A 22,227-nucleotide genomic window follows, 5' to 3' on the forward strand; every position below is an offset into this window, starting at 1 on the left:
TAGCTTTTTATAAAACTTACAAACAGTATGAAGAGAATATCTAGATGAGCTTTAGAATTTAAATTATTACGTAGAAAATATCACGTTAAAAAGCTGAGACTGTTAATTCCTTATGAATACAATCTCACAAAGTTCGATTGCATAAGTTCAAGAATCCAAATTGAAAATTTGGACTTTCACTTAAGTTTCGAAGCTTTAGTGATATTTTCGAAGTAATGATTATAAATTCTTAGCGAAATCTAGTAATTCTCGGAATATGTTGTAAGTTTTATTATTATATTTTGATATAGCCCTTTTTTATATTAAATTATATTTTTTCAATTTTTAGCATGTTTGTTCCACCAGTTATTGATGTTGGGAAACCAGCAGCTACCATTATATTATCTCCAGTTTCAGCTATTTGGAATTCTTTGGCTACTTTTCTAGCTTCATCTATGATCTCATCTGTACTATTAAAATAAGCGCATTTCTTAGAAATTATTCCAAAGTTTAAAGCTAAGCTTCTTCTAACTTTTTCATATGGAGTAATAGCTATTATTGGACAGCTAGGTTTATATTTTGATAATATCTTAGCAGTTGAACCAGTCTGAGTGGCTGCTACTATAGCTTTTGTAGGGAATTTGCTAGCTGTTTTTGATGCTGAATAACTTATGGCATCTGCAAAGGCATCAGGATTTGGATTTGGATCCTTTAATCTTCTTAAAAGATAATTATAGTCTAAGTTAGCTTCTGCTTTTTTTGCTATTCTAGACATTGTCATTGCTGCCTCTATAGGGAAACTACCAGAAGCACTTTCACCACTAAGCATTATGGCATCTGTACCATCAAATATGGCATTACATACGTCAGAAGCTTCAGCCCTAGTAGGTCTTGGATTTCTTATCATAGAATCTAACATTTGAGTTGCCGTTATAACTATTTTCCCTGCTTGATTACATTTCTTAATTATATTTTTTTGAATTATAGGTACATTTTCTATAGGAATTTCTACTCCCATATCACCTCTAGCAACCATTACACCATCAGTAACTTTAATTATTTCTTTTATGTTATCTACACCTTCTTGGCTTTCTATTTTTGATATTATTTTTATATCTTTTCCACCATGAGAGTCTAGAATTTCTCTAACTTCAAGCACATCCTCAGGTTTTCTTATGAAAGAAGCTGCTACAAAGTCTACTTCCATCTCACAACCAAATATTAAGTCAGATCTATCCTTTTCAGTCACTGCAGGGAGTTTAATTGGTACATTAGGTACATTTACACCTTTATGGTCTTTTATAGTACCGCCTTCAATAACTTCACATATTATATCAGTTCCACGGACTTCCTTTACTTTAAATTCTAAAAGTCCATCATCAACAAGTATTGATCCACCAGGTTTTATGTCTTCATATAGTTCTTTATAAGAGATTGAACATTTAGTGTTATCACCTAATATTTCATCTCCGCAAGAGAATGTGAATTCATCACCATTTTTTAATTCAGCTTCACCATTTTTAAAATTATGTGTTCTTATTTTAGGACCCTTAATGTCTAATAAGATAGCTGTAGCTGATTTTTCTTCTTTTCTAAGTCTCTTAATAAGTTCTATCTTTTCTTTATGACTTGCATGGTCTCCATGTGAGAAGTTTAATCTAGCTGCATTCATACCAATTCTTATGAACTCTCTTAGAATTTCTTCTGAATCACTTGCAGGACCAATTGTAAATATCATTTTTGTTTTTTGCATAAAAACCACCTCATTTTGTTTAAACTAAAATAGTTTAGTGATTGCTTTAAAAGTTTGATATATTTGATATAATAGAATAAATTATTAAATTAATTATATTTTACCACAATAATAGGAAGGGATGGGTAAAAAATGAATGTATTAAAAGGTTTAGAACCACAAAGTGTTTTTAAATATTTTGAAGAAATATCACAAATTCCAAGAGGATCAGGTAATGAAAAGGGAATAAGTGATTTCCTAGTTAACTTTGGAAAAAGTTTAGGACTTGAAACAATACAAGACGAATCATTAAATGTAATAATAAGAAAACCTGCAACTCCAGGATATGAAAATGCACCAGGAGTAATAATACAAGGTCATATGGATATGGTATGTGAAAAAAATAAAGATACTATACATGATTTTGAAAAAGATCCTATTGAACTTAGAGTAGATGGAGATTATATATATGCTACAGGAACTACATTAGGAGCAGATAATGGTATAGCAGTAGCTTATGGAATGGCTGTTTTAGCTTCAAATGATATAGCACACCCTGCTATAGAGCTTTTAGTTACAACTGATGAAGAAGTTGGAATGGGTGGAGCTATCGCTTTAGATGGAACTTTATTAAAAGGTAAGTATCTTTTAAACATAGATTCAGAGGAAGAAGGAAAACTTTTAGTAAGCTGCGCAGGTGGAGCTAGAAGTGAAGTTACTTTACCAATAAACTTTGAAGAAATGGAAAAAGATTTTGAAGTTTATGAAATCATGCTAAGAGGACTAAAAGGTGGTCACTCTGGAATGGAAATAGATAAACAAAGAGGAAACTCTAACAAGCTAATGGGAAGAGTATTAAATGATATTAATGCTAACTGTGATATTAGATTAATATCAATTAATGGTGGATCTAAGGTAAATGCTATTCCAAGAGAATGTGATACTTTACTAGCTGTTAAAAAAGAAGATGTTAAAAAATTAGAAGAATTAATTCAAAAATGGGATTCAATATTAAAGGATGAATACCATGCTAATGATAATGGAGTTAATGTAACTTTAGTTAAAAAAGAAGAAAATCATAAAGTATTTTCTAAAGACACTACATTTAAGGCTATAAAAATAATGAACTTAATTCCTGATGGAGTTGATACTTATAGTATAGAAATGAAAGGATTAGTTCAAAGTTCAACAAACCTAGGTGTTGTTACTACAGAAGGGGATAAAATTGTCTTTGCTAGTTCAACAAGAAGTTCAGTTGAAACTTTAAAAACTAAACTTTTAGAGGAAATAGCTGACGTTGCAGAAGTATTAGGTGGAGAATTTGAAATACAAGCACCATACCCAGCTTGGCAATATAATCCTGATTCAAAAATAAGAGAACTTTGCAGCAATGTATATAAAAATATGACAGGAAAAGATCCTGAAATAATAGCTATACATGCTGGATTAGAATGTGGATTATTAGGAGAAAAAATAGAAGGATTAGATATGATTTCATTTGGTCCTAATATGTATGATGTTCATACTCCAAATGAACATGTTAGCATATCTTCAGTAAAAAATGTTTGGGATTTCTTAGTTGAAATATTAAAAGCTATAAAATAATTAAGAATTAATTTAAGGTTGTATCTAAATTACCTAAAAAACTTATAAATATATTTTAGAATTATTGGACTTTTATAAGGGTTTATTGAAGGTTTCTAATAAATCATTATAAAGATTTGAACTTAGCTTAAGCCTATAATTTCTATGGCGAGAATTAAATTCTAAATTTTATCTATAATATTACTTATAAGTTTTACAATTAAGGCTAGATACAGCCTTATTATTTTATAGAGAGATATGAATAAATATATTAAAAGGAATAATCTTTTTATAAATTAAATAGTAAATAATAAACATATTAGACTATGGGAGGATATAGACATGAATTTAGTAAGAGCTGATTTACATATGCATACTAGAGCTTCTGATGGAACACTTACACCAAAGGAGTTATTAAAGGAAATAGTAGAAAAAGATATAAAACTATTTTCAGTTACAGATCATGACTCTATAGGAAGCTTAGAGGAAATGCAAGATTTAACGGAGGGAATGGATATTAAATTTATTCCAGGGGTAGAGGTTTCAAGCATAATAAATGGAGAACAATTTCACATATTAGCTTATAATTTTGATAAAAACAATAAAGAGTTAATGAGCTTAATAGAAAATAATGATAGATTGCTTCAAGAGAAAGACGATAATTCAATAAAGCAATTAATTGATGCTGGATATGATATAGATTTTGAAGATTATTTGGCTTATGAACATGATCCTTCAAAGGGTGGATGGAAAACTCTTAACTTTTTAATTGATAGAGGAATATGTAAAAATATTGATGAATTTTTTAATAAAATATTTGTTGGTGAAAGAGCTTTGAAATATCCAGATTTTCCTCATCCTAAAGAAGCTATAGAAACTATAAAAAAAGCTAATGGAATTGTTGTTTTAGCTCACCCTAAGTATGGAAAGTCTCAATTTAAATTAGATGAAATGTTAGAATTATTTAAAAACTGGGGTGTAGATGGAATAGAGTGTTATCATCCGCATCATGATGAGGATACAATAAAATATTTAGTAGATTATTGTACAAAAAATAATCTAATAATAACAGGTGGATCTGATTATCACGGAGGACTTATATCTAAGAGAAGTTTAGGAACACCAGAGTTTTATGCAAAATATGATTTGTTAGATAAATAAATTGTTATTAAAATAATATATTAGTTTAGTTTGTAAGCTTTATTGAAAATAATGCTTTATGGAATTTATTGATTTGAATTCTAAAAGCAAATTTCAATAAAGCTTTTTATTTATTATTAAAATGTAAAATTTAAGAAAAATAAAATTAAAAGAAGGAATTTTACAAATTATGTAAAATAAATATATAAAGAGGGGCTTTACATAATTTGTAAAAAGAAAAATGCTTAGTAAAGTTAAATTAAAAGAAAGGTTGGGGGAAGGGTGAAGTACACTAGAATTGATGTAAAGAATAAAAAAAGGAGTAATGGATATAACAACAATAATAACAATGATGGTAAAAGCTTTATATTACTTTTTATTGGGGTAATTGTTGTGGCACTTGTAATATCAACTGCAATGTCTAAGTTTATATGGCCTGAAGGAAAGAAAACAGCAGAAAAGGAAAGAATAGAAGCAACTTCTGGAGAAAATAAAGAGACAAGTGAGAAAGATAAGGAAAATAACAAAGCATCAAAAGAAGATGAAAAGCCGAAAGATAATAAGGTAATGGCTGAAAGTGTAGGTGGACAAGAGTATGTAATGATTCAATGTGGTTTCTACTCAAATAAAGAGAATGCAAATAATGTAAAGGCTCAATTAGAAGATGATTATATTGCAGTATCCTTAAGTGAAGCGGAAAATTATAGGGTAATAGTTCACATTGGAAATGAAGAAGAAGCTACTAAACTTTCTAATGAATTAAATGAAAAAGGTGTTAGTAATACAAAGGGAAGATTTATGATTCCAAAAACTGATGTGTGTAGTAATGAGATTATAGAGATAGTAAATGGTTATGTAAATATAATAAATAAATTAAAAGAGGATTCTGTTAAGGGTGTTAAGACAACAGAGTTTAAAGAATGGGTTAATAGCTTAGAGGAACACAGTGATTCTGAGTATTTTAAAGTGTTTAAAGAATTAAAAGATGGTATAAATAAAATTCCAGATGAAATAACTAAAAAAAATATAGAAGAAAGTTACCAAATAGTGTTTAATACTTTAAATAATTTTAAAGTAAACAAATAATTGTAATTTATTTTTAATTTATAGTAACATATTTTTAAATTATAATGAAAATGAAAGAGTTAAATTCTCTTTCATTTTTTTCTTTATAATTTACTATACACGTACATTTATACTTGTTTATAAAAATAATAAATGATAAACTATATAGGATAAAGAATACAAGACCTTATTTAAGGAAAAATAAGATTATTTAAAAGTTTTTTAGATATAAGGTAAGGTGGAAAAATGAAGGTTATTTTAGCATCAAAATCTCCAAGAAGAGTTGAGATTCTTGAAAAAATAGTTAAAGAATTTGAAGTAGTTCAGTCAAACTTTGATGAAAATACTATAGACTTTAAGGGAGATATTGAAAAGTATGTTAAAGATTTGTCTAGAAATAAAGCTATAGAGGTTTCAAAAAGACTTAATGAACCATCTATAGTTATTGCTGCGGATACAGTTGTTTTTCAAAGTGGAAAAGTTTTGGAAAAACCTAAAAATGAAGAGGATGCTTTTAGTATGTTATCTTCATTAAGTGGTAATACTCATAAGGTATATTCAGGTATTTGTTTAATAAATACTTATGATGATACTGTAGTGACTGATTGCGACTGTACAGAAGTAAGATTTTCAGAATTAAATCCTAGACAGATAAGAAATTACATAAATTCTGGTGAGCCTATGGATAAAGCAGGAGCTTATGGAATTCAAGGCTTAGGTGGTGCTTTTGTAGAGGGAATAAAGGGATGTTATTACAATGTCATGGGATTGCCCTTGAATAAGCTATATAAAGCATTAGAAAACTATGACATAACAATACTTTAAAATTACTTTCAATGGGCATGTTAATTTCTAAATAAGGAGTTGTAATATGTCTAAAAATATAAGAATTAATGAAATTCCATCTGGTGAGAGGCCAAGAGAAAAACTACTTTTTTATGGAGCTCAGTTTTTATCTAATGAGGAACTTTTAGCTATAATTCTTAGAACTGGAAATAAGGATTCAAATGTAGTTGAATTGTCTTATAGAATAATACATAGTGTTGGTGGATTGAATGGACTTTTTAAAGCTTCAGCAAAGGAGCTTATGGAGGTAAAAGGTGTTAAGGAAGCTAAGGCAACTCAAATTTTAGCCATGTGTGAATTATATAAGAGATTTAAGGTTTCTGAGTTAACGCAGGTTAAAATTTCAAAGCCATCAGATGTAGCAAAATTGGTTTTAGATGAGCTTAGAATGCTACGTCAGGAAGTGTTGATTCTAATAAACCTTGATACTAAAAATAAAGTAATATCTAAAAAAGAAATTTTTAAAGGTGGGCTAAATTCTTCTTTAGTACACCCAAGAGAGATATTTAGAGAGGCTGTTAAAGATAGCGCAGCATCTATAATTATATGTCACAATCATCCTTCAGGAGACCCAACACCTAGTAGAGATGATATAAACATAACAACAAGACTAAAAGAGTGTGGAAAAATGATGGGTATTGAGCTTTTAGATCATTTAATAATAGGAGATAACAGATTCATAAGTCTTAAAGAAAAAGACATATTGTGATTAGGAAAGGGGATTAAAAATGGGTTTATTTAATTTTGGAATGACAAAAGACATGGGTATAGATTTAGGAACTGCAAATACTCTAGTGTTCGTTAAAGGAAAGGGGATCGTATTAAGAGAACCTTCAGTTGTTGCTATAAACAACTTAACAAAAAAATCATTAGCTGTTGGTACTGAAGCTAAGCAAATGATAGGTAGAACACCAGGAAACATAGTGGCTATAAGACCATTAAAAGATGGAGTTATTGCTGATTTCGATGTTACTCAAACAATGCTTAAGAGATTCATAGAAAAGATAACAAATAAAAGTGCATTCACAAGCCCAAGAATAATAGTATGCTTCCCTTCAGGAGTAACTGAAGTTGAAAGAAGAGCAATAGAAGAAGCTACTAAGCAAGCAGGAGCAAGAGACGTAATATTAATGGAAGAGCCAATGGCTGCTGCAATCGGAGCAGGACTTCCAGTTGATGAACCTACAGGAAGTATGATAGTTGATATCGGTGGAGGTACTACTGAGGTTGCTATCATATCATTAGGTGGAATAGTTACTAGTAAATCATTAAGAGTTGCTGGAGACGAGTTAGACCAATCAATCATAAACTACATTAAGAGAGAATTTAACTTAATGATAGGTGAGAGAACAGCAGAGCAAATAAAAATGGAAATTGGATCAGCTTACAAAGTTGATGAGAATGAAGAAGAACAAACAATGGATATAAAAGGAAGAGATTTAATATCAGGACTTCCTAAGGTTGTTGTGGTTGATGCAGGACAAATAAGAAACGCTTTAAAAGAGCCAGTTTCATCAATAATAGAATCAATCAAAACTACTTTAGAAAAAACACCACCAGAATTAGCAGCTGATATCATGGATAAAGGAATAATGCTTGCTGGAGGAGGAGCATTCCTAAAAGGACTAGATGAACTTATATATAAAGAAACAGGAATGCCTGTTCATATAGCAGAATCACCTCTTGACTGTGTTGCACTAGGTACAGGAAAAGCTTTAGATAAGTTTGATTTAATAGTTAAACAACAAAGAGGATAGAATATGAAATTCTTCAAGAATAAACTGGCAGTAACTGTTATAGTACTGTCAGTTGCCTTTTTAGGAATAATTATATTTACTGTTAAGAGTGATTCTAAAAATCCAATTTCAGGTGGAGTTGGTACTGTTTTAAACCCTGTGCAGAAGGTTGTATACACAATAAGTGATAAAGTTCATGATGTCTTTGATTTCTTCTATAACTTTTCAGATGTTAAGAATGAAAATAATGATTTAAAAAAGAAAAATTTAGAATTAGAAAATCAATTAGTTGAATACAATGAGTTAAAGCGTCAAAATGATGTTTTAAGAGGAATAGTTGATTTTTCTAAGGAAAATAATCAATATAAATATATCGGTACAAACATAATAGGAAAAAGTGGAAATAGCTTTGTAGAAGGTTACACTATTGATAAAGGATCAAGTGAAGGGATTAAAAAAGATTACATAGTGATTTCTCCAGATGGATTAGTAGGAGTTGTAACAGAAGTTCACTCAAACTGGTCAAAAATACAGACTTTATTAAATGAAAACGTAGCTGTTGCGGCAACTATTGAAGGAGATAGCAATTCAGGAGACGGAATAGTTAAAGGATATAGAAATGGTAGTGAGATGCAAGCAGAGATAACTAACTTACCTATGAATTCTACAATAAAAGAGGGTGAGACAGTAGTTACTTCAGGGCTTGGAGGATATTATCCTAAAGGAATAAGAATTGGTGAAGTAACATCAGTACAATCAGATGATGTTAAAGTTATGAAAACCGCTATATTAAAAACATATGTTGACTTCAATAATTTACAAGAATTATTTGTAGTTGTACCACCATCAGAGAGAGATGGTATAGTTAAGTATTAGAAAAGAGGGAGTAAAGTGAAAAGATTAATACTAATATTAATATGTCTTTTACTATTTATAGTAGATAATACTCTGGTACCTTTTTTCTCTATAAAAGGTGTTTATCCTAGTTTATTATTCACCTTTGCTGTACTATATGCTCTTATGAGTGGGTATTGGGAAGCGGTATTTATAGGAGTTTTATCAGGTTTCCTTCAAGATGTTTATTTTGTAAATGTCTTTGGGGTAAATATGTTAGTAAATATGTTAGTGTGCTTAATAGCTGCGTATATTGGGGAAAGTGTATTTAAGCATAAAAAAACAATTCCAGTACTATCAGTAGGTTTACTTACCATAATAAAGTTTTTTGTAGTGGCATTTATATTAAATTTAATTAATATAAGAATAAACTTATTAAGCTTTTGGATTATGGTACTTTATAACGTAGTTATAGGATTCTTTATGTATAATTGGGTTTATAAATTATGCAACAGAGATCTTATGAAAAGAGAATGGAAAATAAGTGAAAAATAGGTGGTTACATGAGAAGTTCAATAAATGGAAAAACGCCTATAGATAGATATAAAATTCTCATAGGAATAATGATAATAGTATTTGTATCTATAGTAGCAAGATTAGTTTATCTTCAAGTATTTAATTATGAAGAATTTAAACAAAGAGCTGATACTAGATCTATGAGATTTCTATCAGAACAGGCTCCAAGAGGTAAAATTTATGATTCAAATGGGGACATTTTAGCTACTAATAGACAAACATACACATTAACATTTACTGAAACAGATGAATCTAAGAAAAACTTTTATACTACTATAGATAAAGTTTATTCTATTTTAAAAGAAAATAATCAAAGTATATTAGATAATTTTAAGATTAGAATTAATGAAAATGGAGAACTTTATTTTGATGTTTCAGGTGATACTGAAAAACTAAGACTTTTAAAAGATATTGGAATGGGTGATAAGGTTAAAAATGTTCTTTTTAAGAATAAAGAAGGAGATTTAACTGCTGAGGAAGAAGATCAAATAGATAAAGAACTTCTAAAGATTACTCCAGATGAGGCTTTTAATTTCTTAGTAAAGGAATATCAATTATATGACGTTTTAAATCCTACAGAGGAAGAGGCTAAGTCATATAAAAATATGGAACCAAAAGAGATAACAGATATATTGTTAAAGAAATATTCTCTTCAAGATATAAGAGGATATATGCTTGTTAAAAATGCTATGAAAATGCAAAGTTTCTCAGGATATAAACCAGTTACAATAGCTAAGGACATAAACAAAGAAACTGCATTTATATTCTATCAAAGACTTAATGATTTACCAGGGATAGATGTAAGCATAGAGCCAATGAGATACTATCCATATAATGAGTTAGGTTCTTCATTCTTAGGATATGTAGCTTCTATAAATGGAGATCAAAAAGCTAAGTATGAAGCAAGAGGATATGATGCTTCTACTGATTTAATAGGAAAAGCTGGTATAGAAGCAGCCTTTGAAAATGAACTAAAAGGTGTTAAGGGAGGAACTACAGTTAAGGTAAACTCTTCTGGTAGAAAAAAAGAGGAACTTTATGACTTAGAATCTTACCCAGGAAATAATGTACATTTAACTATAGATAAGGATATTCAATATTCAGCAGAAACTTCAATGAAATATCTTTTAGATTTTCTTCAAACAAGGAATACATGGGATTCAGGTGTAAATACTAAGAACGCAACAAGAGGAGCAGCGGTAGCTATAGAAGTAGATACAGGAAAGGTTTTAGCTTTAGTAAGTTATCCAGGATTTAATCCAAATGAGTTTGCTAAGGGAGAGTTAGATCCAGTTGTGGCAAAGGAATACTTCCAACCAGACTACGAAGCCTTTGCACAACAGTTTATAGCTAGAAATGCTTTAAATAAAACAGTAGATGATCTTTTCCCTAAAAATTCAAAAACTGGATTAAGGGAAGATTTATATGACCTTTATCCAAAGAGATTCTATAACTATGCTACTTTAGGTATGATTCCGCCAGGATCTACATTTAAACCTGTTACCAGTGTTGCTGCCTTAGAGGATAAGGTTATAACTCCAAGTTCAACAGTTTATGCTAATGGACAAAACTTTGGTCAAACATATCCAGAGATATTTGGTAAAAATCCTGCAAACTGGCCAAGAGATAAGAACTATACAGGATATGCAGATTTATATACTGCATTACAGCATTCATCAAATACATATTATTTTGACTCTGCTGTAAAGATGTATTATAAAAATGGTGGAGATCCATATGGAGATGGAAGATATAAGAAGAGTAGTACGGAAGCTTTAGATTCTATTGCAAAATATGCATGGCAGTTTGGATTAGGTGTTGATCCAAATTCAGATAAAAAGGCTTCAACAGGAATTGAAATATCTGAAAATTTTGGTCAGGTTTATAATTTTGAATCTTTTAAAAATCAAACAATAGCTCTTATGAGATTTACCTTAGTTGATTCTCTTGAAAAAGGAACCTTTGTTAATTCTTCTTCACCTGATTTCCCACAGGTGAATATAGGGGTTAATGATAGGGATTCTAAAGAGTTAGCAGCGGCTAAGGAATCTATAAAAAAAGATATAGAGAATTCTCTAAATAAGCTTGGAGATGGAAATACTATTGATGAAAAAGCTTTAAGTGAGTCTTTAAAAAAGGATTTTAAAACTTTATATAATTTAGATTCTGCCTATCAAGAAAGTATTAAAAACTTTAATGGAATAAAAGGTAAGGATGAAGATGAAAAAGTTGATAAGGCAATAAACTTAACAGTTCAAAAAACAGTTGCTTGGGTTGTTGGAGATATTGCTTACCAAATAGTTTCACCAAGAAACCTTACTGACTCTGCTATAGGACAGAGTATAAGTAACTTTACTCCAGTACAGCTAGCAAGTTATGTGGCAACCTTAGCAAATGGAGGAACAAGATATAAAACACATTTAGTTGATAAAATAACTGATGCTCAAGGAAACTTAGTAGAAGAATTTAAACCAGAAGTTTTAAATAAGGTTGATATGTCAAAAGCTACTTTAGATGCTGTTAAAGAAGGTATGAGAAGAGTTAATGCTAATGGGTCAGCAGGGTCTATAATGTCTGGATTCCCTATTGTAACAGGAGGTAAAACTGGTACTGCTACTTTCAGAAATGATCAATCAGATTATGGAAGAACAGACTACGGAGTTTATATTTCCTTTGCTCCACTAGATAATCCTAAGATTGCTGTGGCAACAGTTCTTTATGATGGTGGTCATGGATATTATGGATCATTTATAGCAAGAACTATTTATGAAACTTACTTTAGAGAAGAGTTAAAGAAAGATTATCCTGATTATAAGCCTAAAAATCTTGATTTAAATACCTATGATTATTCATTGAATCCACCTTTAGAAGCTATCAAGGATTCAAATATAAATAGTAAGGTAGAAAATGCAGAATTAGATTCTTCAGGAAAACCAGTTGAAGAGTCAACAACTAATAATTCTGAAAATAAAAAAGAGGATGATAAATCTCAAAATAATAATCAAGATAACAATAATCAAAATGATAAAACTAAAGTAGATGAAAATAAAGCTCATTAATATAAAACCTACAGAATTAATTTCTGTGGGTTTTTAAATTATTATTACTATTTTAATGAAATAATTAAACAAATTATAAATAGGTTTTTAAAATACGATTGATTTTTTCAAAATTTTACTACTTTATTTCATAAAGTCCTTTTATAAATTAAAAATACTTTATATAATATAAAGTGAGAATTAATTTAATGTATAATTTACCTTAAGAATAAAAGGGGTTGGATACTTGGAGGATAGTAATTTACTATGCGTGATGATAGAATTTTTATAAAAGGAAATAAACTAGGAATAAATGCCATAATAAATATGGACAAGTTTGGTAATTTTGATGAAATGCTTGATTCTTTAGTAGAGAAGTTAAGTAGAGGAAAAAAGTTTTATAAAGGGGCTACTTTAACTGTAACTACTGATTTAAAATATATAAATGAAAGACAAATATCAAAGTTAAAAGATGTACTTTTTGATGAGATACTTATAAAGGATTGTATATTTGAAGAACGATTAGAAAAGCAAAGTAGTGTTTTTTCGGGAGTTTATGAGGGAAGAACAAAATTTGTAAGAAAAACTGTTAGAAGTGGTCAATGTTTAAATTACGCAGGTAATTTGATAATAATTGGTGATGTTAATAATGGGGGAGAAGTTAGAGCACATGGAAATGTAATTGTGCTAGGTGACTTAAAAGGAAAGGTTTTTGCAGGAGATAATGGAAATGAAAATGCCATAATAGCGGCCTATTCTTTAGAACCAGAATTAATTTCTATATCAGGTAAAATAACAATATCACCGGATGATTTTGAGAAAACAGGATATCCGGAGGTGGCTAGATTGAATGAAAATAATATAATTGTAGAGCCTTATTTACCGGATAAATATTCTTATTAATATTACATAATTTAATGGAGGGAAAGTAATGGGAGTATCGATAGTAATAACATCAGGAAAAGGTGGAGTTGGAAAAACAACTACTACAGCTAACATTGGAACAGCTTTAGCGGCACAAGGGAAAAAGGTAGTCGTTGTTGATGGAGATACAGGTCTAAGAAACTTAGATGTGTTAATGGGATTAGAAAATAGAATTGTTTATACAGTAATTGATGTAATTGAAAATAGATGTAGAACTAAGCAAGCTTTAATAAGAGATAAGAGATTTAACAATTTATACTTATTACCTACTGCTCAAACTAAGGATAAAAATGATATAAGTCCTGAGCAAATGTTAAGATTAGTAAATGAATTAAAAGAAGAGTTTGATTATGTAATTTTAGATTGCCCAGCTGGTATAGAGCAAGGATTTGAAAATGCCATAGTTGGGGCAGATAGAGCTATCGTAGTAGTTAATCCAGAAATAACTTCTGTAAGAGACGCTGATAGGGTTATTGGAAAACTTGATGCTAAGGGATTAGAAAATCATGAGGTTATAGTAAATAGATTAAATTATGAAATGACTAAAAAAGGTGATATGCTAGACATTTCAGATATTATAGAAACTCTTTCTGTAAAACTTTTAGGAGTTGTTCCAGATGATAGAAATATAACAGTTTCTACTAATAAAGGAGAGCCTATAGTACTAGATGAAAAAGCAAGTGCAGGACAAGCATTTAGAAATATAGGTAGAAGAATAATAGGAGAAGATGTTCCAATAATGGATTTAAACACAGAACATCAAGGAATATTTAGTTCTATATTAAAGTTGTTTAGAAGAGGGTAGGTGAGAGAAAATGAGTTTTTTAAATGTTTTTTCTAGTAGACCTACGCCGAAACAAGTTGCTAAGGATAGATTAAAGGTTATTTTAATCCATGATAGAGGGGAACTATCAGATGAAGTTTTAGATAAAATAAGACTTGAAATATTAGATGTGCTTTCTAAATATGTAGAGATTGAAAATGAGGATGTTGACATAACTGTTACAAAATCAAATCCAATAGAAGGAGAGTCACCATCTTTAGTAGCAAATATACCAATAAAAAATATAAAAGGTAAAGCTAGATAATTTTAAAAATATAAGCTATTTCAAATTTTTTGAGATAGCTTTTTATTAGTCTTTTAAAAAGTTCAGAATTTTGTAATTGAAAATAGGTAAAAATAAAGTATTATATAAATAGTTATGTTAAATAAATAAAATTTATGGAGGTACTATAATGCTTAGTAGACTAAAACTAGATAGTAAACTAAGAAGAGAAATTGATTATAAGCTTTTAGTATCTATGATATTAATAGTACTGTTTGGAATATTAAACATATACTTAGGTACAAAGTCTCAAAGAGGATTTTTTTTCGCTAAGAAACAGTTAATATGGTTTATAATATCAATGGCTGCATTGTACATAATATTACTTTGGAATTATAACATAATTTATAATTATGTTGAGATATTCTATTGGGGATCCATAGTTCTACTTATAATAACCAGATTTGCAGGAAGTGTAATAAATGGTGCTAGAGGATGGATTGTATTAGGTCCTGTAAGTATTCAGCCCTCGGAACTGGCCAAAACGGCCATGATACTTATGCTGGCCAAGAAGATGGAACAAGTTGATTTAAGAATAAATGACTTTAGAAATTTTATTAAGGTTGCCATGTATGCAATAATACCAATGATATTTATAGTTGTACAACCTGACATGGGTATGACTATGGTTTCATTTTTCATAGCACTTGGTATATTCTTTGCAGCAGGATTAGATATGAAAGTAATAGGTGCAGGGCTTTTATCAATAATAGTGGCAATAGCCTTAGTTTGGAATTCAGGGCTTATAAAAGACTATCAAAAGGATAGACTTGTTGGATTCTTAAACCCTGATGGAGATGAATTAGGTATAAATCTTCAATTAACTCAATCAAAAATAGGGATTGGATCTGGAGGATTCTTTGGAACTGGGTTAGATTTAAATGGAGAAGTTGGTGGTTATTCCTCAGAATTCGTACCAGAAAGGCAAACAGACTTTATATTCGCTGTAATAGGTGAACATTGGGGAACAGTAGGAGGAATGGTACTATTATTATTATACGCAATAATGATATATAGAATAATAATGACGGCCAAAACCTCTAAGGATATATTTGGCTCCATAATATGTGTTGGATTTGCCTCTTATTTTATATTTGCTATATTACAAAATATAGGAATGACAATAGGTATAATGCCTATAACAGGAATAACATTACCATTAGTAAGCTATGGAGGAAGTTCATTGCTTACAACTATAGTGAGTATAGCCTTGGTTTTAAACATATCTATGAGAAAGAAAAAGTTAAAATTCTAATAAGAATAAAAGTATTAAGATCAATAATGATTTTAATACTTTTATTTTTTTTATATCTATTATATTTCACTTTGTAATAAAAGTTCTATAAGATGCATAAAAAAAATATATATTAAGTATAATTAAAGATTTCTAGAAAGGAGAAGAAAAAATGGGTAGCTATAACAAAGAATATGAGAAGTATTATAGAAAAATAAATAAGACAAGAAAAACTTCTCCTAATCATGAAGTGAATTTCAAAGCTAAAGGCTCTTATAAGAGAAGAGAGAAAGATAGTTTGGGAAAATACGTAATTAAGGAAGTTGTTTTCTCATCAATTTTAGGATTTTTTATTTTTTCTAGCTTTTTTTTAATGGGACAAGTAGAAAATGAATTTTTAGTAGGATTAAGTAGAAAATTTAAAGAGGTAATATCAACTGATGGATACTATAAAAACTTAGATTTAAATGAAAGTAAAATAGTAGCTACTATTAGTAGTGGAATAAAGGATGGTTTTAATTTAGAGAATTCTAATTTAAAAAAAGAACCTAAACAAGCTAGTGAAGAAAAGGTATCTGAAAATAGTGGAGAAGTAAGTGCTTTTAATAATTTTCAGGTTATTGAGAAGGAATCTATAGACTTTTTAAAGGAAAGTAAAGTAATTCCTTTTAATGGAGAAGTCAAAACTTTGGAAAATAATAATTTAAAGGAAAAAAATCTTTATTTAAGTGGTTCAAGGGGTGAGGTGAAAAGTCTTTTAAAAGGAACCATAAGTGAAGTGAAAAATGAAAATGGAACATATACTGTGAAGATGAATTATTATGATGACTTAGAAGTTTTATATCACAATTTAGAAGAGGTGGTAAAAAAAGAAGGAGACAGTATAGAAGAGGGAGATAAAATAGGTATTTCATCTGAGAATGAAAAAGTAAAAGGTGTAATAATTCAGGTATTATTTAAAAATGAGTATGTTAATCCAGAAGAAAGCATGAGGTTTTTAGGAGATAAGCAGTGAAAATCGATAAAAAGATAATTATACAGCTTGTTACATTTTTTATTTTAGGATTTAAATTTAACTTAGCTTTAGCTTTTTTTTGGATTATAATACATGAATTAGCTCATTATTTTGTTTTATTAAAATTAAATATAGAGTCAGAGAAATTTAAACTTCATATTCTAGGAGCTAGACTAGAGATAAAAGATTATGAAGATTTAAGCTCAAGAGAAAAATTAATAGTATGCTTTGCAGGTCCTATTTTAAATGGAATTGTTGCCATAATTTTTTTCTGCATTTATAAATTAATTTTTAAAAGTGAATATATTTATTCTACCTATGAAATAAATTTAGTCCTATTTATTTTTAATTTGCTTCCTACCTATCCCTTAGATGGAGGGAAAATATTGGGGGCAATATTAGAGGAGAAGATGATTTTTAAGGATGTCAATAATATATTAATCAAAATAAGCTATTCATTTGGAATAGCATTTATTTTGTTGTCTATATTAGGAGTTGTGATTTTAGGTGAAATAAATATAACTAGTATATTAGCAGGAATATTTATAATCTATTTAAGTTATAATGAGAGAAGAAAGGTAATGTATATAATTATGGGTGATATAACTAAAAAGAGAGAACGATTAATTAATAAGAAATACATAGACAGTAGAGTAACTTCTGTATATTGTGAACAAGATATGGTTAATCTTCTTAGAATTATTGATAAAAATAGATTTAATATATTTTATGTTTTAGATGAAGAAATGAATTTGCTTTATGTCTTAAGAGAAAATGAAATAATAGAGACTCTAAAGACAATTGGAAACATTAATTTAAGAGAATATTACATTAAGTATAGAAAAGAATAAATATATTGGTTATAATTATTCTTTGTGATAGAATAGAAATTGTTAATATGAGAGAAGTATAAAGAGGTATACTTCTCTTTTTATTATAGATATTAGCTTTAATATTTTATAAAAATGTAGGAGGAAACTAAATGGTAAGAATAACTGATGATATTTTATATAGAGTTGAGAAGCCATCTAGATATGTAGGTGGAGAACTTAATGAAGTGATAAAAGACCCAAAAGAAGTTGATATAAGATTTGGATTTTGCTTTCCAGATGTTTATGAAGTAGGGATGTCTCACTTAGGATCAAGAATTTTATATCATGTTTTAAATCAAAGAAAAGATACATATTGTGAAAGAGTATATGCTCCATGGCCAGACATGGAAAAGCTTATGAGAGAAAATAATATTCCTTTATACGCTTTAGAAACTAAAGATCCTATAAATGAATTCAACTTTTTAGCATTTACTCTTCAATACGAAATGAGTTATACAAATATATTAAATATGCTAAACATGGGTGGAATTCCACTTAGAGCATCAGAAAGAACAGAGAAGGATCCTTTAGTAATAGCTGGTGGACCTTGTGCATATAATCCAGAGCCTTTATATGATATAGTTGACATATTCCAATTAGGTGAAGGTGAAGAAGGATTAAATGATCTTTTAGATCTTTATCAAAAACATAAAGATAACTTTAACAAGGAAGCTTATTTAAGAGAAGCTAGTCATATTCCAAGTGTTTATATTCCATCATTATATGATGTTACATACAACGAAGACGGAACAATAAAAGAATTTATACCTAAGTACGATGATGTACCTAAAAAGGTTAAAAAGAGAATCATAAATAACTTTGACCAAGTTGATTTCCCAGAAAGTTTAATAGTACCTTATAGTGAAATAGTTCATGACAGAGTTGTTTTAGAATTATTTAGAGGATGTACTAATGGATGTAGATTCTGTCAAGCTGGAATGATATACAGACCAGTTAGAGAAAAGAGCAGAAAAACTTTATTAGATCAAGCTAGAAAAATGCTTAAAGCTACAGGATATGATGAGGTTTCATTAGTTTCACTAAGTACTTGTGATTATTCTGATATTCAAGGATTAGTAAAAGATCTTATAGAAGAGCACGGAAAGAATAATGTAAGTGTTGCCTTACCATCAATAAGAGTAGATGCTTTCTCAGTTGATCTATTAAAAGAAATTCAAAAGGTTAGAAAAACTGGGTTAACTTTTGCACCAGAGGCTGGTTCTCAAAGAATGAGAGATGTTATAAATAAAGGGTTATCAGAGGAAAGAATATTAGAAGCAGCTAAAAATGCTTTTGAATCAGGTTGGAGTACAATAAAATTATACTTTATACTTGGAGTTCCTTATGAAACAGTTGAGGATGCTGCAGAAATAGGATTATTAGCAGAGAAAATAGCTGATCAATACTTTGCTGTACCTAAACATATAAGAAATAAAGGACTTAGAATTACTGTAAGTACTTCTATTCTTGTACCAAAACCATTTACACCATTCCAATGGGCACCAATGGAAAAAATGGACATTGTAACTGAGAAAATCAATGCTGTTAAGGGTGCTATAAAATCAAGAAGCATAGTTTACAACTATCATGAGCAAAAAACATCATATATGGAAGCTGTTTTAGCTAGAGGAGATAGAAGACTTTGTGATGTATTAATAAAAGCTTATGAAAAAGGTGCTAAATTCGACGGATGGTCAGAATACTTTGACTTTGAATTATGGCAAGAAGCTTTAGCTGAGTGTAATGTAGATGGAGATTTCTATGTTTACAGACAAAGAAGCTACGATGAAATTTTACCATGGGATTTCATAGATATTGGAGTAACAAGAAAATATCTTGAAAGAGAAAATGAAAAAGCTAAAACTGGTGAACCTACTCAAAACTGTAGAAAAGGATGTACAGGTTGTGGAGTAAATGTAAACTTTAAAGATGGGGAGTGTTTTGAAGGTGCGATACTTAATTAAATTTACTAAAGATGCAGATATAAAATTTGTTTCTCACTTAGATTTAATGAGAACAATTCAAAGAATAGTAAGAAGAGCTGAGCTTCCAGTTGAATATTCAAAAGGATTTAACCCTCATATGGCCTTAGCAATAGCACAACCTTTATCAGTTGGTGTATATTCTGAGGGAGATTATTTAGACTTAAATTTAACTGAAGATATGAATGAAGAGGCAGTAAAAGAAAAGTTAAATGAATTCTCAGCAAATGGTATTAGATTTTTAGAAGTTTCAAAGAGTCCAGTTATACACAATGTTAAGAGATTACCAGCAGCTATGGCTCTTTTAGATGCTGCAAATTATACAATAAAAATAAGATATAATGATATTTCTAAGGCTGAAGAAGAAGTTAATGCTTTAATGGCTCAAAAAGAAATAATAACAATAAAAAGAACTAAAAAAGGCGAAAAAGAAGCTGATATAAAACCATTTATAAAAGATTTTAAATGTTGGACTAAGGACAATTATTTAATTGTAAATACAACTATAAGCTGTGGAAGTAGAGAAAATCTTTCAGCAGATCTTTTAGCAAATGTTATAAAAGAAAATACATCAAATGTTAATGAAGAAGCTTTCGTAGAAATAAAAAGAGTTGAGATGTATGCATACAAAGGGGATACATTAGTTCCTCTATATAAATACATCTAAATTAGGAAGTGAATTCATGAGAGATATATACGTAGAAAGAAGAGAAAATTTATTAAGGGTTGCCATAAAGAAAAATAATCTTTTAAGTGAGTGCTATATAGAAGAAGAGAGTCTAGAACCTGTTCAAGGAGAGATATATAAAGGTATAGTGAAAAGAGTAGTTCCAGGAATAAAGAGTGCCTTTATAGATATTGGGTATAGTAAACAGGCCTATATGATACTTGGAGAAGATGAGAAAGATCTTAAACAAGGAGATGGAATAGTTGTTGAGGTATTAAAAGAGCAATTTGGAAGTAAAGGGGCAAAAGTTACTTCAAAAATATCTTTAGCAGGAAGATATTGCGTCTTAGAAACTTCAAGAAATGATATTTCAATTTCAAGAAAGATAGAAAATCTAGAGTTTAAAAAAGAACTTGAAAATTCATTGATAAAACCAAGTGAATTAGGGGTTACTGTTAGGACAAAAGCCCAATCAGCTAGTATTTTTGAGATTCAAGAAGAAATAGAAGAACTATATAGAAACTATAAAGAGGTTATTAGAGAAGGTAAATTCTCCTTAAATCCAAAAAGATTATTGGGTAAAGGAGACCTTATTAATAAGATAATTAGAGATGACATTGATGCTTATACTTCTTCAATAATTGTTGATTCTATAGAAGATTACGAAAGAATAAAAGATAGTATTTCTAATTCTGAATATTTAAAAGTAATTCTTTATGATGATGCTAGAAGTCTTTTTGATTATTATGGTATCGAAAAAGAAATTCTTAGCCTTAGAAATAATAGAGTTAATTTAAATTGTGGTGGAGACATAGTTATAGAAAAAACAGAGGCTATGTATGTTATAGATGTTAATTCAGGTAAGAATACAAATCATAAAAATAAAGAAAAAACTGCCTATGAAACTAATAAAAATGCGGCAATAGAAATTGCTAGACAAATTAAAATTAGAAATTTAGGTGGAATAATATTAGTTGATTTTATAGATATGTATTCACAGGAAAACAAGAAAAAAATATTAGAAATATTAAAAGATGAATTTAAAAGTGATAGCCAAAGAGCTAAAATTTTTCCTTTTACAGAACTTGGGTTAGTACAAATAACAAGATATAGAAAAGGAAAAAGTATTTATGAATATATAGAAGAAAATTGTTCAGCATGTAATGGTCATGGAAAGAGATTAAAGTTATCTTATATAAATCTTCTTTTAAGAAATGAGATTTTGAAGAAAAATGGAGAAGGAAAGATAAAAGATTTCCATATAGAAATAAACTCTATTTATGAAAAAGATATTAGAGGAAATATTTTTGAGTTTTTAAAAGAAATTGGAGCATTAGATTTAAATATTTACTTGAATTTTCAAGAATCTAAAGACTTTTATAAAGTAGAACCATTGATCTTTAAAAATCAAATAGAAAGCGTAAAAGAGTATTTGGTGAAGAATATCGAAAAATATTAAATTTAGCTTTACAAAAGGCTTTGGCTATGATAGAATGGCTTTTGTAAACCGCTCACGAATAGGTTTTAAAAATAACTTTAATTAGTTTACCTTAAGTGGCGAGACCGTTATGAGGAGGTGTTTTAATGTACGCAGTATTAACTACAGGAGGAAAACAATACAGAGTTCAAGAAGGAGACGTATTATTCGTTGAAAAACTTAACGCTGAAGTTGACTCAACAGTTGAATTAACAGAAGTTCTTGCAGTCGCTAAAGACGGAGAAATCAAAGTTGGTGCACCAGTAGTTGAGGGTGCTAAGGTTGTAGCAAAAGTATTAGCTCAAGGAAAAGCTAAGAAAGTTGTTGTATTCAAATACAAAAGAAAGAAAGACTACAGAAGAAAAAATGGTCACAGACAACCTTACACTAAGATCGTTATCGAAAAGATCGAAGCTTAAT

20 protein-coding genes are annotated in these 22,227 nt (G+C 29.3%); 19 read left to right on the forward strand and 1 reads right to left on the reverse strand.

Annotation, left to right across the window (positions count from 1 at the left end):
• Window positions 1-307: 307 nt before the first annotated feature.
• Window positions 308-1,732 (reverse strand): pyruvate kinase, encoded by a 1,425-nt coding sequence (gene pyk, locus QP548_RS00165; RefSeq protein WP_061429078.1) that lies wholly within the window; start codon window positions 1,730-1,732, stop codon window positions 308-310.
• 132 nt (window positions 1,733-1,864) lie between these two features.
• Between pyk and QP548_RS00170 the strand changes: the two genes are divergently transcribed.
• The 19 genes from QP548_RS00170 (at window position 1,865) to rplU (ending at window position 22,226) form a co-directional block, all read left to right on the forward strand.
• Complete coding sequence (locus QP548_RS00170) at window positions 1,865-3,316, forward strand: aminoacyl-histidine dipeptidase (protein ID WP_061429077.1); 1,452 nt, start codon at window positions 1,865-1,867, stop codon at window positions 3,314-3,316.
• A 321-nt stretch (window positions 3,317-3,637) separates the two neighbouring features.
• On the forward strand, window positions 3,638-4,456 hold the full coding sequence (locus QP548_RS00175; RefSeq protein WP_061429076.1) for a PHP domain-containing protein: 819 nt from the start codon (window positions 3,638-3,640) through the stop codon (window positions 4,454-4,456).
• Window positions 4,457-4,717: 261 nt separating this feature from the next.
• Window positions 4,718-5,521, forward strand: coding sequence for an SPOR domain-containing protein (locus QP548_RS00180; RefSeq protein ID WP_061429075.1), 804 nt, complete (start codon window positions 4,718-4,720; stop codon window positions 5,519-5,521).
• 225 nt (window positions 5,522-5,746) lie between these two features.
• A complete protein-coding gene (locus QP548_RS00185) occupies window positions 5,747-6,325 on the forward strand; it encodes a Maf-like protein (RefSeq protein ID WP_061429074.1) in 579 nt (192 codons plus the stop codon).
• 46 nt (window positions 6,326-6,371) lie between these two features.
• Window positions 6,372-7,055 (forward strand): RadC family protein, encoded by a 684-nt coding sequence (gene radC / locus QP548_RS00190; protein ID WP_003471078.1) that lies wholly within the window; start codon window positions 6,372-6,374, stop codon window positions 7,053-7,055.
• A gap of 19 nt (window positions 7,056-7,074) precedes the next feature.
• A complete protein-coding gene (locus QP548_RS00195) occupies window positions 7,075-8,103 on the forward strand; it encodes a rod shape-determining protein (protein ID WP_003452282.1) in 1,029 nt (342 codons plus the stop codon).
• Between the two features lie 3 nt (window positions 8,104-8,106).
• Window positions 8,107-8,958, forward strand: a complete 852-nt coding sequence (mreC, locus tag QP548_RS00200) for a rod shape-determining protein MreC (protein WP_061429073.1) — start codon at window positions 8,107-8,109, stop codon at window positions 8,956-8,958.
• 15 nt (window positions 8,959-8,973) lie between these two features.
• Window positions 8,974-9,471 (forward strand): rod shape-determining protein MreD, encoded by a 498-nt coding sequence (mreD, locus tag QP548_RS00205; protein ID WP_003452267.1) that lies wholly within the window; start codon window positions 8,974-8,976, stop codon window positions 9,469-9,471.
• An 8-nt stretch (window positions 9,472-9,479) separates the two neighbouring features.
• Window positions 9,480-12,551, forward strand: a complete 3,072-nt coding sequence (locus QP548_RS00210) for a penicillin-binding transpeptidase domain-containing protein (protein ID WP_061429072.1) — start codon at window positions 9,480-9,482, stop codon at window positions 12,549-12,551.
• Between the two features lie 246 nt (window positions 12,552-12,797).
• Window positions 12,798-13,433, forward strand: coding sequence for a septum site-determining protein MinC (gene minC, locus QP548_RS00215; RefSeq protein WP_003452463.1), 636 nt, complete (start codon window positions 12,798-12,800; stop codon window positions 13,431-13,433).
• Between the two features lie 28 nt (window positions 13,434-13,461).
• Complete coding sequence (minD, locus tag QP548_RS00220; RefSeq protein ID WP_003452408.1) at window positions 13,462-14,259, forward strand: septum site-determining protein MinD; 798 nt, start codon at window positions 13,462-13,464, stop codon at window positions 14,257-14,259.
• Window positions 14,260-14,269: 10 nt separating this feature from the next.
• Window positions 14,270-14,542 (forward strand): cell division topological specificity factor MinE, encoded by a 273-nt coding sequence (minE, locus tag QP548_RS00225; RefSeq protein ID WP_003452508.1) that lies wholly within the window; start codon window positions 14,270-14,272, stop codon window positions 14,540-14,542.
• A 148-nt stretch (window positions 14,543-14,690) separates the two neighbouring features.
• Complete coding sequence (gene rodA, locus QP548_RS00230; protein ID WP_003454998.1) at window positions 14,691-15,815, forward strand: rod shape-determining protein RodA; 1,125 nt, start codon at window positions 14,691-14,693, stop codon at window positions 15,813-15,815.
• A 151-nt stretch (window positions 15,816-15,966) separates the two neighbouring features.
• Window positions 15,967-16,809, forward strand: coding sequence for a peptidoglycan DD-metalloendopeptidase family protein (locus tag QP548_RS00235; protein ID WP_061429071.1), 843 nt, complete (start codon window positions 15,967-15,969; stop codon window positions 16,807-16,809).
• On the forward strand, window positions 16,806-17,660 hold the full coding sequence (locus tag QP548_RS00240) for a site-2 protease family protein (protein ID WP_061429070.1): 855 nt from the start codon (window positions 16,806-16,808) through the stop codon (window positions 17,658-17,660). The genes QP548_RS00235 and QP548_RS00240 overlap by 4 nt, the downstream gene beginning before the upstream one ends.
• Before the next feature lie 131 nt (window positions 17,661-17,791).
• Complete coding sequence (locus tag QP548_RS00245) at window positions 17,792-19,645, forward strand: TIGR03960 family B12-binding radical SAM protein (protein WP_004457875.1); 1,854 nt, start codon at window positions 17,792-17,794, stop codon at window positions 19,643-19,645.
• Window positions 19,629-20,330 carry a TIGR03936 family radical SAM-associated protein gene (locus tag QP548_RS00250; protein WP_003455013.1) on the forward strand — a complete coding sequence of 234 codons (702 nt, stop codon included), beginning with the start codon at window positions 19,629-19,631 and terminating at the stop codon, window positions 20,328-20,330. Before QP548_RS00245 ends, QP548_RS00250 begins: the two co-directional genes overlap by 17 nt.
• Window positions 20,331-20,346: 16 nt before the next feature.
• A complete protein-coding gene (locus tag QP548_RS00255; protein WP_061429069.1) occupies window positions 20,347-21,789 on the forward strand; it encodes an Rne/Rng family ribonuclease in 1,443 nt (480 codons plus the stop codon).
• Between the two features lie 125 nt (window positions 21,790-21,914).
• Window positions 21,915-22,226, forward strand: a complete 312-nt coding sequence (rplU, locus tag QP548_RS00260; protein WP_003452389.1) for a 50S ribosomal protein L21 — start codon at window positions 21,915-21,917, stop codon at window positions 22,224-22,226.
• Window position 22,227: the final 1 nt, after the last annotated feature.

The organism is Clostridium sp. UMB9555A (assembly GCF_030222355.1).
In the GTDB taxonomy this organism is placed as follows: Bacteria; Bacillota; Clostridia; order Clostridiales; family Clostridiaceae; genus Sarcina; species Sarcina perfringens.